The following is a 17250-nucleotide window of genomic DNA, read 5'->3' on the forward strand; positions in this document are numbered from 1 at the left end:
CTGTTGAGGCATCCCACATTTACTTTTGCTTTACGAGCTCAGTAACTTCTTCCGTAATCTCTTCTCCGCCCATACTCTTCCATTTAGCTACAAACGCATCAAAATCACTAAGCGGTGAATCACCCACAATGATATTTAAGAACGTCTCATTCTCCAGATTCTGCAGTTCCGGCCATTTAGTCTTCATAAGCCGGGTGTTCCCATAAAAGACCCCACGCACTCCCTCTATAGCAGTTGAGGTTAACACAGCTACTCCGTATTTATACGCATTTGCTGCTTTCCAGCCTTCAAGATCTTTTTTGGGCTGCTCTGTTTCTGCTACCCATTGATCATAAATGAGCCGGGTATCAGAATTTAATGTATCCGGGTCTATCTTTCCGTGCAAAGCCTGCTGGATATCAGCATAATGTTTCTCAATCGCATCCCTATAATCTATCAGAAGATCGAACGGATAATATGCACGCAGCTGAATGCCTGTCTGCGCAGAGAAATCACCCAGCTTTTTTACCTCCTCTTGATTAGGATCCTGTCTTCTTTCGAGTCTTGTAAACACGTTTAATTGCTTGATTACAGCCTCAGGATGTTCAAACCCTTTACGCACAACAAGATATCGATCTGTTACCGGCGCTAAATGAGCGACAAACTTACCGGAATCGTCAACTGGAGCTGCATATGCTCTCCATTCTGCCTTCGTATCCAAAGCCACTGCCTCTGATAAAGGATAATAAGGCATCCACCAAGGACCAAAAAACATCCCGGATTTACCTGTAATAATAGGCTCCTGAGTTTCCTTATATAGTGCAAAGTCCGGATCCAGCAACCCGCGTTTATACCAATCAGCAAGTTTAGCAAGCGCTTGTTTGGTCTCTGGTGTAATGGAGCCATACACGATATTGCCGTTGTTATCCTTAATCCAATTCGTGGGGAAAGCGTGAAATGCACTAAACACAGCATCCAGACCATTAACTAATGGTTTAGTTCCATATACGATATTTTTGTAGCCGCTTAGACCGACGGTATCTCTTTTTCCATTTCCATCAGGGTCTTTTTCAATAAAAGCTTTGGCAATTTTCTCGATGTCTTCAAAAGTTTGAGGAGGCCGCAGCTCCAGCTTCTCCAGCCAATCCTGACGAACCCAGAGCAGCACGGGAGAGTCAGCATCAATAGCTACATTCGGTAATCCATATAGTTTACCATCGCGGGAAGCGTCCTCTAATGCCTCACCCTTTGTAGAATTGTACATATCCTTGATAAGTTCAGATCCATATATTTTATAAGTCTCTGTCAAATCTTCAATCATATCATTATCAATTAATTTCTTCAGTTGATCACGATCTACAACCATGGCATCAGGCAAATCGTTGCTATCAATGGCAAGCTGTACCTTTTGCGTAAAAGCATCCTCACCCTTCGCTTCCCAGGAGTGAACCACTTTGATATTCGTAATGCTCTCTAAATAACGGGTGATTGGATTGTTATCGTTGCTGTCACCTGTATTAAGCCGCGAGTCGGGAACCTTAAACCCTACTCGGATCACAATCGGATCCTCATATTTGCTATAAGCGATAGAAGTAGCCTCATCCCCTGCCTGAGGGCTTGCAACCGAATCTACAATACCAATATTGTCACGACATGATGTCATTCCAATGACCAGACACACTAGGAGGATAGATTTCCAAAATTTCATATTTGGTTTTTCCCCTCCGCACGGAATTCACTTGGTAATTTACCAATACGTTCTCTGAACAATCTGCTGAAATAACGATCATCCTCAAAACCGGACCGCGAAGCAATCTCACAGACGGGAAGAGTAGTCTCCAGCAGCAGTGATTTGGCAAGCTCCAGCCGCATTCCCCGTAAACATTCACCAAATGTCTCTCCGGCAAAACGAGCGAAACATTGGCTGAAATAACCACGGCTCATATTAATGACGGCTGCTACGTCGCTCTGATTGATTTTGTCACCTGCATGGCTCTGCATATAACGAACTGCACGAATAAGACAGGACATAACCTCTTTAGTTAATCCAAGCTCCAGCATTCTTCGTCCCACATGATCAGAAAATCGCCGCAGCCAGTTCTTCCAATGGCACCAGTTCAGATTATGGGAGATGTCCCTTTCCAGTTGAGCAGCATCTTCAGGCTTTAAAAGTAAAGAACTCCAGCTTTGTATTAGAGAGTGTGCAAACGCCAGAAACTGATCAGAACGGGGTTTCTGCTGAAGTATGTTTGCTACAAATTTCTCCCACTCATTTCCATCAATTGTCCACTTCAAATTCTGTGCTTGCTCCAGCAGATTATCCGCCTCTTGTTTTGAGTAGGGAGCCGCTGGTTCCTTCTTTATGTCTTCATATTTCAATGAGGTCAAATCCTCAGGTTCAGGATGATAAAATAGAATACGGCGTAATTTCGCAGTGAGCTGTTCCTCCAGTTCCTGCAAGGGTTGATCTCTCAATCCACTGATCAGCGCGGTCTGCCATCGTCCGGATAGCTGGATCTTAAGCTCACGTTTGCTCTCATCTATTGAGAAACGATGCAATAAGGGCGACATCCACAACTCATGAAAAGTAATGAGCGGATTATTTTTCACGCTGGACAGCTGAAATAATTCTTCTTCATTGCATTGATGATTTAGTGGCAAATACAGCAGAGCCTTATCAGCAGCCATACGTTTACTTTCCCCACGAACCAGAGCATCCCGTGTATTGTCCTCCCATTTAATTCGATCGACAAGACGTCTGATGGTTTCATCCGCATTTTCCATCTCAAGCAGTGTTTTTACAATATAGTCAACGGCTCCTAAACGCATAGCCTCCTGAACATAGTCAAATTCATGATGACAAGTAAGGACAACACAGCGAATGCCTGCGAACCGTTGTCTAACCATTTTAATGAGCTCGAAGCCTGAAATGCCTGGCATGGTCAAATCCACAAATAATAAATCTACTTCCTGCTGTTGAAGCAGCTCCAAAGCAGATTTACCATCACCTGCCTCCCCAACTATAACAATCCCTAAGGATGACCAGTCGATCAGGGATATGAAGCCTTTTCGTACGAGTCTCTCGTCATCGACAACTACAGCCTTAATCATCGAAGTCCTCCTTACCTTTCCTCGGAATCACAATGGATACAACCGTACCTTCTCCTGGCTTACTGAACATCTCTAGCTTCATTTGTTCTCCATAATAGGTTCTAAGCATCCGGTTCACATATGAAAAACCAATTCCAAGTCCCCGTTTTTTCGCTCCATCATCAGACAACAGCTGATCTAATGTATCTGCATCCATCCCAGCGCCATTGTCTCTCACACATAGCTGAACCTCTCCTTCACCATGTTTCGTTATCTCAACATCTACCTTGCCATTATCGCTTAATCCATGATAAATCGAGTTCTCCACCAGAGGCTGAAGCAAAAATCTCGGGACAGCCACAGACAATACATCCTCATCAGCTTCAACGTTAAATTCAAATTCATAATCATAACGAATACGCTGCAGCTCCATATAATTTCGAATCGCTTCAATTTCCTCGCCAATGGTAACAATGATGCTTTGCTTTCCCAGATTATAATGCAGCACCTTTACAAGAAGAGTGACCAGCTTGTCGATCTCCTTCTGGCCGTTTAGCCGGGCCATCCACTGTACCGTATTTAAGGTATTATGCAAAAAATGAGGATTGATCTGGCTGAGCAACTTCTCAATCTCAAATTGGCTTTTCTGTTTCTCATTATGGGCAACCGCAACAATCAGCTCATTCACCTGTTTTTTCATCTGCTGAAAGTTGGTAAGCACGAAATCAAATTCTTCCACATTCGTATAGGCTACCGGAGCGGTAACATTTTCCGCCATTCGGTTGATTTCAAGGTTGACCTTACGCAACGGACCATAAATTTTCCTCCAGATGATCCAAGCCAGAAATCCGGCAAAAAGAAGGGTGGAGAAGGCAAGTAAGATCATTTTATAAAACCAAGAGTAAATTTCACTGTTGAATTCTGATTTTTTCACAACAGCAATAAGTTTCCAGCCCTGAGGACTCGCGTAACGAAAAAGATGATATCCGCTTAGCGTTTCATGGGTGAGATTGGAGTTGCTTCCCGCAGCTTTAATAATACTTAGCGGAAGTTTGCCATCGATCACTTTTGTACTATTACCTTGCTGATTGACCAGCAGATGATTTACTTTCATCCCGTAGGACTCCTGATTGAAGATTTTGCGAAACAAACTATAATTCGTCTCCAAATAAATATAAAGCTTATGCTGGCCCGGCACACGGACAATCCGCTGCTCCGAGAATACGAGATTATCACCAACAGCGTACATAGTGGGATGTGGTCCATAATAGTCAGCCCCGTTATATCGCATAAAAGACGCCAATGTACTGATATCAAAATTTCTGCGTGCGCTCATGTTGGTGAACAGAACGGGATCATCGCTGTCCGGCATAATGTAGGCTGTAAGTCCAATATAAGGGTTCGTAAAATTGACTAGATTGATCTTCTGGTTGATGGAATTCATCATTTGCGATTTGCGAAAAATTTGTTTTTCCTGAATAAATGAGGACATCTCCTGCACAATCTGACCGTCCAGAGCAAACTGTTTGGAGGCAAAATCCATATTGTCGATGGCATTCTCCAGGCTTGAGGCTTCCTGTCTCAGACTAGCGCTGATCCCGTTGCCAATTTTACCTGAAAGGATGGAGTAAATAGAGGTGTAGGTTACGAATCCTACTAAGAGAAGCGGAAGTAGTGTTCCGATTACTAGATAGATAAATAAGGTATTACGTAAGGATTTGACAGCTGGAGTATGACTCCGCAGGGGTACTCTTACCATCTGGATTATCCTCTTCTTTCTATCTGAAAGCGTTTTATATTAATGTGAGAATACCACATTTATCCTTAATTGAATAGAATAAGGCAGAACAGCCTCCACGCCGCCCCGCCTTATTTTATAGTTACTAGCCGTGTTTATTTAACGCTTTTACGGGCCTCGAACAATTCCTCAGCCTTTTTAATCGAGAAATCCATAACTTCGGAATACCCAAGACCATTTACCTTATCATGCATTTCTTTATTCAACTTATCGTATTCCGCTTGATCTTTAGCAAAGACCATTTTCCAGGAAATCTGTTGAATAACCGTACCGATTTGTTTATTCTTTTGTTCCACTGTTTTATCCATGGTTAATGGTTCTTTGCCAGTGAAGCCTTGTGGTGCTACAGCCAATAGATTGTTTTTCTCAAAATACTCCTTAGGAGTCAGGACGCCCATTTTCGCTCTCCAGTCACTATCAAGCTTGGAAGGGTTACGCTCTAGGGTTGTTGTCCACAGATTATGATCGAATGGCTCACTATTCTCTGGATTCACCATCGCCGGAACCACAAACGAGAAGTTCATTTGATTGGAGCCATAGTAGTAGTCACCCCCGCCGTATTCAGCAGGAACTTGAGTATTCTGTTGATCAGTATAAGCTTTCCAACCAAAATCAGTCACTGCAGGTTTGCCGTTTGCATCAATATCCCAAGTCAGACCTTGAGGTCCGTTAGGTACTGCTGTACCACTTCCTGCAGAAATCATTGCACCTTCCGGTGTGTACATCCAGTTAATGAATTCCATAATTCTAGCAGGCTCCTTAGCTTTTGCGCCGATTGCAATAATACCGTTACCACCGTAAACATTGAAGCCTGTGGAATACATCAATTCATCTTTGAACGGAACCAGCGCAAAACCTTTACCTTCGGCTGTTCTTTCTGGTGTATTGTAGTTAGCAGCTCCAAGCCATGGGAACCAAGAGAACAATAGACGACCATCTTTGTATTTCGCTACAACATCGTCAAATTTTTGCGTCATAGAGTCCGGATCAACCAGACCCATTTGGTTAGCTTCAAAATACAGTTTGAGCGATTTCATGTACCAGCTATCTTCGGATAAGAAGTCATAATACTTTTCTTCATCTGCCTTAACATACACAGCAGTATCAGGAATTTCGTCATAGCCCATCATGTTAGCGAACTGTTTAGCCAATGTCATTTTATAGTTGCCATCCCAATCAGACCACATCGAGAAAGCATAGGTTTTTTTGCCTTGTTCATTCTTAGGCTCGAGCTCTTGCATTTTTTTCAGCACAGGCAGATAATCTTCAATCTTTGTAATTTCTGGCGCTCCAATTTGTTGGTAAAGATCAAAGCGCAGGTCTGGACCCCAAGTCATATCTTTTCCTTCAGAAGGTCCGGATGGATTAGAAGCTACGCTGTTCCCCATACCAAAGACTGATGATCCACCGCCAAAAGCTACCTTAGCTTTTTCAATAGCTTTTGGAAAAGTGCTAGAAATGTCTTTTCCGTATTTGTCCAAAAGACCGTCCTGTGTCCAGTCCAAGAGCAGCTTTCCTTTGATGGCGTTTGGATAGTGGTTCTTGTCGTCACCGAAAATGATGATATCTCCAAGATCTCCGGAAGCCATCATTGCAGAGATTTTGGTATCTCCACCAGTCAGGTTTGAAGCTACAATCTCCATTTCGATGTTGAACTTATCCTTGATAATTTTTGCAAACCATCCAGTCTGTGGACCGGCATAGTTAGCGGTTGTTGAGAATACAGTCAGCTTCAGCGGCTTGGAATGATCAAGCGCTCCGTCATCCGGTGCTACTGTCTCTTCCGCCGGGGCATTCGTGGCAGCCGACGTAGGTTTCTCTGTGCTCGTGTTTTTGCCCGAGTTAGCCGTATTATTCCCCCCGCCACATGCTGCAAGAACGAAGACCAGGATTACGGATAGCATGACAAGCGATGCTCTTCTTAATCTCATTGCTTTATACCCTCCCTTTCATCTCTTCACTTATAGTTCAACTCTGCTTATAGCAGAGGAAAACCCAGTTCTGGTCCAGAGCGGCCAACCATCAGCCTTTAACCGCACCGATCATAATTCCTTTGACGAAAAAGCGTTGGAAGAACGGATACACGATCAAAATCGGCAATACAACGATCATAGTTACAGTCATCCGCACTGAGGTTGGAGTCTGCATATTCGCTGCACTAGCGGCCATATCTGGCGAATTACGAATTAAGGCTGCGAGCGAGCTGGATTCGTTCAAATAACGCCATAATAAGAACTGGAGCGTAAAGTATTTCGTATCTGTCATCAGAAACGCCGTATCAATAAAGGCATTCCACTGATTCACCGCTGAGAAAATCGTAATCGTAGCCAAGATAGGTGTCGTAAGAGGAACAATGATACTCCAGAACACCCGGAAGTAACCTGCTCCATCCATTGACGCCGACTCCTCAAGTGAGGGAGGAATAGCCTCGACGAAGGTTTTGACCAAAATGATATTAAAAGGAGTAATAATGGTTGGCAAAATATAAGCCAGGTAATTATTAGTCAGATGCAAGTTATGCATGGTGATATACCATGGGATCAGCCCTGCGCTGAAATACATCGTAACTACAACACTGCGGTACCAAATACTCCGGCCCCACATTTCCTTTTTGGTGAACAAGTACCCAAGAAATGCCGAAGATCCAACGGTGAGCAAAGTACCAACAACTGTTCTATAAATAGAGACTGTCGCCGCATGGCCTAAACCACTGATTCTTAGAACCTTACTATAGTTATCAAAATGGATCTGCCTTGGATAAAATTTGATATACCCTGCTGCGCTAAGATCATTCGAACTGATCGTATTAATGAACAAATAGTAGAATGGATAAATGCATGACAGGGTGAACAATCCAAAGAGTGTGTAGATAATAATTTGAAAGATTAATTCTCCAGAAGTTAGTTTTTTCTTTCTCAAATGGGATCACCCCTGCCTTAAATGATAGATTCGTCACGCACCATCTTGGATAATGTGTTTGCCGCGAACAGTAGAATTACACTAACAACCGACTTCAGCATACTGACAGCTGTGGCAAACGGAAAGTTGTTAGCGAACGCAATATTGTATACATATAGATCCAGCACTTCTATGGAATCTTTATTCATCGCATTTTGAAAGGCAAAGTACTGCTCCATCCCGTTATTGACCAGGTTACCTATGGAGAGAAGCAGTAGGACAAAGAAGGTTGGGATAAGACCCGGAATGGTAATATGCCAGATTTTACGGAACCGGCTTGCACCATCCACCTCTACGGCTTCATACAACTCCTGATCAATGCCTGCGATTGCAGCAAGATAGAGAATGGCACCCCAGCCTAACGATTTCCACCAATACCAAATGATCATCGTGACCCAAATATTCGAGCTGGAGGCTAAAAAGTTATAACCCTCATCAACGATTCCAAGCTGCACTAAAATGTGTGTGATGACCCCGTTATCAACGGAAAACAACGAGAAGGCCAATGCATATACCAGAATCCAGCTGATAAAGTTCGGAATCGTGGTTAGCGTCTGCACCATCTTGCGATACCAGCCTGACTTAATCTCGGTCAGAAAAATCGCAAAGATCACTGGAAATATTGAGGTAATTAGTCCAAGTGAACTCATGGCAAGAGTGTTCTTCAGCACGCGCACAACCTCTGCGGTCTGTGTTGGATTGGATACAATCGTCTTGAACCATTTCAACCCGACATATGGCGTGTCAGACAACGGTATTCCGGGAATGAAATCATAAAATGCATAAATCCATCCGCTGATCGGCAGATAATAGAAAATAAAGGTGACCACAAGAAACGGAAAAGCCATGAAGAACAACTTATGTTTGTTCTTCATCTTCCAGCGGGATCGATGAACCGGATCGACGCTGGGAAGTAATTCACCAGAAGGTACCCCCATGTCGGAATCTCCTATACCCAGATTTTGATTACGTTTTCATAGTATCAGAACCTTTACGTATGACGAGATAGATCACAGAACGGCCTCACTGGAGAACCGTCTGATGCTTGTGAACCAAATTCGCATCTATTTCGACCATTTTCTACCTAATCGCTGTAGGTCTAGTGATGGAGAGCCTACATGCCTTTTGGCTTATAAAAAGCGGCAGGATGACGGAAATTCCCGTCATCCTGCCGCTGAAAGAGATGGTTTACTAAGGAGCGCTTGGGAGCTATGGGCAACTAGACTCTCCTCGTTCACTACATCAACTATGGTGCGCTTTGTCCTCTTCGTCCGTTATATCAACTATGGTGTTTGTCCTCTTCGTCTGCTACATCAACTATGGTGCGCTATGTCCTCTTCGTCCGTTACATCAACTATGGTGCGCTATGTCCTCTTCGTCCGTTACATCAACTATGGTGCGCTATGTCCTCTTCGTCCGTTACATCAACTATAGTGCGCTATGTCCTCTTCGTCCGTTACATCAACTATGGTGCGCTATGTCCTCTTCGTCCGTTATGGTTTTTCACACTTCATAGTTTTGGCATAGGACCCAGGTGCACTTATTTCCGGGTTTCAACACATTCCCTCATGCTATCGGACTCAGGTGCAGCTATCCACACAAATATAGCCCAAATACGAGCATATGCATGCCGATAAGAGCTATACAGTCCGAAACTACGGCAAAGTAACTCAAAAATCACCAATAGCGACTCTACGGTCCGCAACACACTTCATGCAGCGAAATCAGGCACTCTTCTCTCGAGAATTCATCGCATTCCCTCATACTGTCTGACTCATTCTTGGATTCATCGCATTTGCTCAGGCTGTCGGACCCATTCTTGGATCCATCACATTTGCTCACGCTATCGGACCCAGATGCACTTATTTCCGGGTTTCAACACATTCCCTCATGCTATCGGACTCAGGTGCAGCTATCCACACAAATATAGCCCAAATACGAGCATATGCATGCCGATAAGAGCTATACAGTCCGTAACTATGGCAAAGTAGCTCAACAATCAGCAATAGCGACTATACGGTCCGCAACACACTTCATGCAGCTAAATCAGGCATACTTCTATGGAGAATTCATCGTATTCCCTCATGCTGTCGGACTCATTCTTGGATCCATCACATTTGCTCATCCTATCGGACCCAGATGCACTTATTTCCGGAATTCATCGCTTTTCCTCGTGCTATCGGACTCAGGTGCAGCTATCCACACAAATATAGCCCAAATACGAGCATATGCATGCCGATAAGAGCTATACAGTCCGAAACTACGGCAAAGTAGCTAAAAAATCAGCAATAGCGACTATACGGTCCGCAACACTCCACGCATCATTATCGAGAATTCAGCGCACTCCCTCATGCAGTCTGACTCATTCTTGAATTCATCGCATTCCCACCTGCTATCGGACTCATTCTTGAATCCATCGCATTCCCTCATGCTATCGGACTCAGATGCTCTTATTTCCAGAATTCATTGCATTTACTCAACCTTCGAACTCAGCTCCCTTACTTCGAGGGTTCATGCTCATTTGTACTCCCAACCACACATAAAAAGCAGCCTCTCAAATGAGAAGCTGCTCCATCACTTTACAACCCTAGTTTGTTTACAACCAATTCAATGCATTCCGCATAATGCGCACTACATTCCGCTCGTCATTCGAATGCCCGCGCCTTCCGCCATTGCCTAATGCCCGGGCGCCTGATCTTTCCCCTCCGCGGAGGCATCCATTTTCTGGCGCCCCATAAAAAAGGAGGCCAGCAAAGCTAACGCAGCAGGAATAACCGCCCAAGCGAAGGTGTTCGCAATGGAAGAGGAAAGTCCCTCTGTAATTTTACTCAAAATTTCCGGTGGAATGAGTGCTCTAGTCTCAGGCGACAGCAGGGAATGCGGATCTTTAAAATCCATAACCCCAGCAGCCCCCGCAGAAGCAGCTCCTCCTCCATTTGCTGTGAGCAACTTAGTTAGACTGCCCGAGAAATAATGGCTTTGAATAATGCCAAATGTGGTTATTCCGATGGTCATGCCAAGCGAACGAATGAAATTCAGTGTTGCGCTGGCGGAGCCGCGTTGCTGCGCAGTCAGACCATGAATAGCTGCTGTGCTTAACACAGAGAAGGAAGCGCCGATGCCCAATCCGATTAAAATCATGTACAAGGTAACCAAGAGACGTGAAGCTTCCGGAGTAAGCGTTGCTACCAGCCCTGTGCCGATCACCAAAAGTACAAACGTAGGAATCAGCAGATTGCGGTAACTGGTTTTTGCCATCAGGAATCCTCCCGTTGTGGCGGTAATTACTGAGCCGACCATCATCGGCAGCAGGACAAGTCCTGAATTGGTAGCCGAACCCCCTAATACACCTTGGATAAAGATCGGGATATATACGGAAGCCACGATAAATGCAGCACCACTAAATAGCGCGCACAGAATGCTGACGGCGTACAGTCTTTTTTTGAATAACGCAAAGGAAATGATCGGCTCTTTCGCTCTCGTCTCTACAAAAAGGAACACTGCCGCCAATATAGCAAAAGCTGCAAATAAGCCGAGGATCATCGATGAGCCCCAAGCGTATTCTTTTCCACCCAGCTCCAACGCAAACATTAAGCAGATGACAGAGCCCAGCAGTGTGCCCGCACCCAGCCAATCAATAGGTTGTTTGGAATGCTCATGTGACTCTTTATAAAAGAAAACGACCATCACAAAAGCCAACAGTCCAAGCGGTAAGTTAATATAAAATATCCACTGCCAAGCAATATGATCGGTGATATACGCGCCTAGCAATGGACCAAAAATACTTGATAATCCAAATACCGCACCAAATGCACCGCCCAGCTTGCCCCGTGTCTCCAGCGGTACGGCGTCGAACATTATGGCAAAAGCAATCGGCACTAGCGCGCCGCCTCCAATTCCCTGAATCGCCCGATAAGCAGCCAGCTGAGTAATCGTATCTGCCGTCCCGCAAAGCGCTGAACCCGCCATAAATACAATAATCCCAAAAACAAAAAACTTTTTACGCCCATACATATCAGACAGCTTGCCAAAGATAGGCATCCCCGCCATCTCAGCTACGAGATAAGCTGATGTTACCCAGACAAATTTGTCCATACCGCCTAGTTCCCCAACAATATTGCCCATTGCTGTAGCAACGATGGTGCTGTCCATGGAGGCCATCAGTATTCCCAACAGCAGACCTGCGATTACAATGCCCAGATTGGGCGCTTTGGCAGCACTCATTTATTCCACTCCCCATTGTCAAAAGATCTATAACTATGTGTTACAGCTTTACTTGATGCCTCACTATTGCATTCTTGTGAATCTCCAAAGCACTACGGTATTCCACAGTATCAATCTCACAGTCCACACCGATGATTACCCGATCTCCTCTGACAATATTTGCTTTTGTATTATTCAGCTCTATCGTATCGCCTTCAATGAGCCCAGCCTCAAAAAGCACTTTAGGATTCTGCTTCATCAAATGCAGGAATTTTCCGGTCTTGCTTTTTTTGATCGTTAAAGCACTGCCTCCAACCTCTTTCGCTCTACTTAGACCATATAAATTGATCTCCAGTTGCTCCGCACTTAGCAGTCCTGCCACATTGAGAGCCCCCGAAATACGCAGATGTTCACCTTCACAATCACCATTAACCTCCAAATTACCGTTAAGATGAATATCGTCGATTTTTACGGAGGCTGCTTTAATTTCCCCCTGCCCCCGCAAGGCATCCCCTTCAAGATTACCCATAAGTGTCATCTCACCGGTTATTTTCATTTTGGTCATTAGCAGGTTTCCATCTACCCTTGCATTTCCAGTCAGGCTCAACTTCTCACAATCTACATCCCCTGCAAAATGACCTTCCCCAGTAACCTTAATATCCCGAAAAAAGCCTCCCGCTGAGGTCGTTGTGCCCATTATTTTCAAATTACTCCGAATTGTTTCTTCAGTCACCGATCTTCTCCACCTTTCCAACCTTTGCTTCAGGATGTACTGTAATCTGATCACGATACTCTATCCGTTCGACAGTACAGCCTGGACCTACAATCACAATATTGCCCCTGATAACATCAGCCGTTGTATATTCCAAATCAATAAAATCTCCTTCAATAGTCCGAGCCCGCAGCTCCGATCTTAATTTAGGGATGATTCCACTTAACATTTTGCTCCAGACTCCACTATTCGTTTGCCGGATCACTAGACTCTCCACACCAATTTCATGCGCCTTTCCCTGCCCTTGCAGTTTGAAGTCTACATGTCCTGCACTAAGTAAACCTCCGACACTAAAGCTTCCTTCCCCCGCAAAATCCTCAAGCTCACAATCACCCTTGATATTCAGCATTCCATGAAGTGTGCAGCTTTCTCCCCGAATGCTCTCCCCGACAGTAATCATTCCGTCCACTTTTAGGGAGTTAAAACGCAAATGGCCCAGCACTTTCATCGTTCCATTGCATTCCGCTTCTTCCGCCGAGAGATCATTCTTCAAATTCATATGCCCGTTTCCTTTAAAAATTCGCGTCACGATGGGTCCCGTTACTTTGCCTACACCATCGATTCGCACGCTGTTATAAGTACCTCCGGCCCCCCCGCTGACTCCGTTTATAATCAGATCCGGCAGCTCTCGTTTGTCCATTACACTAACCCCCTATTCAACAAGCTTAAAAGCAAGCTTACCTTTCAATTGTTCTATTACATCTGCACTGAGTATTTTACTGACCAGCTTTACCCCTTCATCGAACCATAACTCCGCTGGTGCCTGAGCCAGAATAAAGGATGACACCCCCATTTTGCGGATAAAAAATAACTCCCAGCTGCCACTCTCAAGATTGGAGGCTTTATCCATTAAGGTTCGAAACAGCAGCTCTGCTTCCTCCATACTCATCTCCCCTGCACTAAGCAGGCGATCTACAGCCAATAAATAAGTGAGTTGATCGAAGCTATATCCATTCTTGACACCGAGCCTCTCTCCAAATTTCCCCAGCGTCATCGACGAAACAATGTTACGTTCTATAATTTCCGCAGCAGATATACTTACTTTGTCAAAAGAAGCCTTATCTGATAGCTTATCAGCCATTTCATCCAAAGAAAGTCCATCTTTCATATTCACAATATTATCGATACGGGACAAAATCATGTCTTTTGGAAAAAAAGTCTCCTGTCCAGTAAACGTAGATTTACGGATAAACCATTCCTCTGGAATCAACTGCTTCCGCTTCCAGCGGTACAATTGCCCATAGGATATACCGGTTAAATCCAATAACTGCTTCTTTGAGATCAAATCCTCTTCCATGCTTATCACTCCTTGAAGCCATCGTAACATAACACTGTTACGTTGTAAAACCAATAAATTAAACTCCCCTCATACCTACCTACGCTAGTAACCATCGTGTCCTAACGTCTCCCCCAAAGATTTTAAAGCATACCTTAAGAGCAGACCTCCGTCTTGAGAAGGATTTAACGGTCATTCACTATTTTTCCCACAAAAAATGACTGCCCCCGCCGCTATAAATAGCAGCATGGAACAGCCTTCTCTTAGAATGATTTTTACGATCTGCTAATCTTACTGAACAAAAGTATAATGTGCTGAATCATATTGCGGGCCGGATTTTTCGTAAGTGAACCAGTACTCAATACTGCTGCCAGCGCTTAATCCACTCACCGTCTGCTTCCATGTTCCTGAGTTATTAGTCATCCTGTAATTAAGCTGGGAACCCCCGTTAATCTTGTAATGCACATCTACATAAAGGGCACTGGTTACAGGTGTAATATAGATACTCGCCTCTGTAGCAGAAAGTCTCGTTACCCCTGCTGTAAAGTCAGCCGTCACATGATCACCGCCTCCGCTGCCTCCAGTGGGATTAGTAGTAACTGTTGCGGTATTACTAGCGGAGGATAAATTACCTGCTGCATCCGTGGCTTTTACTGTAAACGTATAGGCTGTGCTTGGAGTAAGTCCACTAACAGTAGCTGTAGTTCCCCCCACAGTGGACACCTGCTGTGTTCCGCGATAAACAATATAACCTGTAACGCCAACATTATCGGTAGAAGCGGACCAGCTTAAGCTAACTCCTGTATCCGTCTTACTGGTTACCGTTAGATTAACGGGAGCGGTTGGCGCGGTTGTATCCCCAGTATTACCACCACCCGTCAAATATTGACCTGTGAATGGATTAAACCGGTGCAGGGACATTATTAACCAACCTGTGCTGGAAACACAGTTTTGCTGCGCCATCACCCAATAACTGTTGCTGGACCCTTTCAGCGAGTAGGGAATACCCCCAAGCGAAGCACCGCTTGTGCCTTGTTTTTTAATAATCTCTGTATTAATAGCGTCTGCCTTTGAGGCATTGCCTTGCAGATAATAAGCGAGCGACATGAATGCGCTTCCTTCAAACCATACGTCAGCACCCGTATTGCCAATTTGATTTCCGTTATCGTCATACGCTGGCAATACTTCATCTGTCCAGTCAAAATCATATCCGGTGAGCGTATTCCCAGCATCATTGTAAGTAAGCGTCTGCTTGTAACGCGGATTCGCAAGTGTTCCCGGGGTGCCGGAGGCATTTTCCACATAGGTTAAGCTTGCGCCGTAGTTATGTGTTCCGGATACGCCTAAAGCTAATACTCCCCAAGGATTCACGTCTAAAGGTATTTTGGGGTCGATCAGATTTGTATCGTTTTTCCAGCCCCCCTTGAAACGTTTGACTGTGTCATCCCACACATAATTATCCAGGAAGGTTTTGACTCCAGAAGCCGCACTGTTATAAGTGGCTGCCTTTGAGGAATCCACCGAAGCATAATACTGCAATACCCGGTAAATATCGATATTGTGCTCGGTTGAGCTCCAAGGCTCATCGGAATTACTCCAACCACTCCATCCCCCTGCGATACTGCCATTAGCCTTTTTATACTGTAAACTCCAATCTAGTGCTTTGAGCGCCATTGGACGATACCGTGAATCATTATATTGCTTCTCATAAGCCATAGCAGCCATTGCCATCCATACAACGGGTCCCACATGTTTACGGATTTCTTCTCCGAAGCCGTTGTTATACCAATAAGAATTCAGCCAGAAGCCTGATGGATCTTGAATGTCCCGCATTTTGTTCAAAACCTGCTCTGCCCGCGTCCGTTCACCCTTTACAATAAAGGCGATAGCTGCAACCGCTTGATCATATGTGTATACAATCTGTTTGGGGTTGTTTGGTCCCCAGAAATCTTCAAAGCTATCTACCAGTCCCTCAAAAGCATACCCCGCTGTTGCATCCTGCTGGGCCTTCAGCCAGATTAAAGCACGATTTGAAGCGTCACTTGCAGCATCTGCATTCGCTTTTCCACCAAAGGGTAGAGCTACCCCAAGCACCAGCAAACTTGTCATTAAGATCGAAAACAGCTTCCTCATCTTCATAACTTTCCTCCTCTTAATCATGATGAACTAGGCAATAAGAGTTCTTTGAAGCATAAAAACTAAAGCGTTTTCAAACAGCAACAACAGGGACTTTTGAATATTTTACCATGGTAATTGTCCTCATTTTCAGGCTTAGAAACCCGTTCGTCAACGATTTTATGTAAATTTTTAACTAAATGAGGCGAAACAACCAAAATTGCCATTTGAGAAATCATACGAAAGACCAGCATCATTTTTATGAATTCATATTTATGAAGACAAAACAAAAAGAGCAGACAGCTCCTTTATAAGGATTCTATCTGCTCTTTACTATTTATCTCTATACTATTCTGCTTTATCTTCGCCAGCAGTTTCAGCTACAGCGGGTTCAGCAGTATCTTCTTCTGTTGGCTCTTGCGCTGCTGGAGGTGAAATACGGACAATCAATGTGTCCTCAGGCGTCAATACTTCCCAGCCTTCATGCTTCGGCAAATCAGATACCAGCAATTGATCACCAATATCTAGTCCACTGATATCCACTTCAAAGGATGCAGCTATTTTATCTGGAAGTGTGCGAATATCCAGCTCATGCAATTCAATTTGTTGCACGCCGCCGCTCTTCACACCTACTGGTTCACCTGTAAAGTGGAACGCTACTTTTGTATCCAATTTGGCCTTCATATCAATCTGCTGAAAATCAATGTGCAGCAGTTGTTTGGAAATTGGCTGACGTTGGATTTCTTGAATAACCACGTTCTTTTTGCCCGAGTCTGGCAATTCCAAAGTAAGAACAGCCCGTGGGTTGCTGGCTAAAATACCTGAAATTGTCTTAGCATCCGCTGTAAAGGACTGGCTATCTGAACCTGCACCGTACACGACTACCGGTACAAAGCCTTTTCTGCGCTGTGAAGAAGTCGAGCCGGATCTTTCTGTCAAACGTACTGTTGTATTCACGATGATTCCTCCTAAGTAGGGATTTTATACTAGACCGATTAGATATGTACGCCTAACCTAACCACTCTCTAATTACCCCATTGACCTGGCTTTGAAACCTCT

Annotated in this window: 12 protein-coding genes; all 12 read right to left on the reverse strand. The window is 44.4% G+C overall.

Translation table 11 applies throughout. The features are described from left to right. Positions 1-19: 19 nt before the first annotated feature. Positions 20-1687 carry an extracellular solute-binding protein gene (locus tag MHB56_RS04445; protein ID WP_339187776.1) on the reverse strand — a complete coding sequence of 556 codons (1668 nt, stop codon included), beginning with the start codon at positions 1685-1687 and terminating at the stop codon, positions 20-22. Then, positions 1684-3090, reverse strand: coding sequence for a response regulator transcription factor (locus MHB56_RS04450; RefSeq protein WP_076130771.1), 1407 nt, complete (start codon positions 3088-3090; stop codon positions 1684-1686). Before MHB56_RS04450 ends, MHB56_RS04445 begins: the two co-directional genes overlap by 4 nt. Beyond that, positions 3083-4828 (reverse strand): sensor histidine kinase, encoded by a 1746-nt coding sequence (locus MHB56_RS04455; protein ID WP_341143315.1) that lies wholly within the window; start codon positions 4826-4828, stop codon positions 3083-3085. Before MHB56_RS04455 ends, MHB56_RS04450 begins: the two co-directional genes overlap by 8 nt. A gap of 134 nt (positions 4829-4962) precedes the next feature. Then, positions 4963-6798 carry an ABC transporter substrate-binding protein gene (locus tag MHB56_RS04460; RefSeq protein ID WP_341143316.1) on the reverse strand — a complete coding sequence of 612 codons (1836 nt, stop codon included), beginning with the start codon at positions 6796-6798 and terminating at the stop codon, positions 4963-4965. A 91-nt stretch (positions 6799-6889) separates the two neighbouring features. Continuing rightward, complete coding sequence (locus MHB56_RS04465) at positions 6890-7786, reverse strand: carbohydrate ABC transporter permease (protein ID WP_036685756.1); 897 nt, start codon at positions 7784-7786, stop codon at positions 6890-6892. Positions 7787-7803: 17 nt separating this feature from the next. Then, entirely contained in the window at positions 7804-8763 is a 960-nt protein-coding gene (locus MHB56_RS04470; RefSeq protein WP_076130774.1) for an ABC transporter permease, read from the reverse strand. Positions 8764-10501: 1738 nt separating this feature from the next. Beyond that, positions 10502-12049: an MDR family MFS transporter gene (locus MHB56_RS04475; protein ID WP_076301775.1), complete on the reverse strand. Its 1548-nt coding sequence runs from the start codon at positions 12047-12049 to the stop codon at positions 10502-10504. Between the two features lie 40 nt (positions 12050-12089). After that, positions 12090-12761, reverse strand: coding sequence for a hypothetical protein (locus MHB56_RS04480; protein ID WP_076187581.1), 672 nt, complete (start codon positions 12759-12761; stop codon positions 12090-12092). After that, entirely contained in the window at positions 12754-13440 is a 687-nt protein-coding gene (locus tag MHB56_RS04485; RefSeq protein ID WP_076130804.1) for a hypothetical protein, read from the reverse strand. Before MHB56_RS04485 ends, MHB56_RS04480 begins: the two co-directional genes overlap by 8 nt. A 12-nt stretch (positions 13441-13452) precedes the next feature. Then, the gene (locus MHB56_RS04490; RefSeq protein ID WP_076278769.1) at positions 13453-14097 is read right to left on the reverse strand and encodes a YhbD family protein; all 645 of its coding nucleotides are present in this window, start codon (positions 14095-14097) and stop codon (positions 13453-13455) included. 270 nt (positions 14098-14367) lie between these two features. After that, the gene (locus MHB56_RS04495) at positions 14368-16215 is read right to left on the reverse strand and encodes a fibronectin type III domain-containing protein (RefSeq protein WP_081386409.1); all 1848 of its coding nucleotides are present in this window, start codon (positions 16213-16215) and stop codon (positions 14368-14370) included. A gap of 324 nt (positions 16216-16539) precedes the next feature. After that, the gene (locus MHB56_RS04500) at positions 16540-17148 is read right to left on the reverse strand and encodes a 50S ribosomal protein L25 (protein ID WP_076130800.1); all 609 of its coding nucleotides are present in this window, start codon (positions 17146-17148) and stop codon (positions 16540-16542) included. Positions 17149-17250: the final 102 nt, after the last annotated feature.

Source organism: Paenibacillus sp. FSL H8-0315 (assembly GCF_038005365.1).
Classification (GTDB): domain Bacteria; phylum Bacillota; class Bacilli; order Paenibacillales; family Paenibacillaceae; genus Paenibacillus_AQ; species Paenibacillus_AQ odorifer.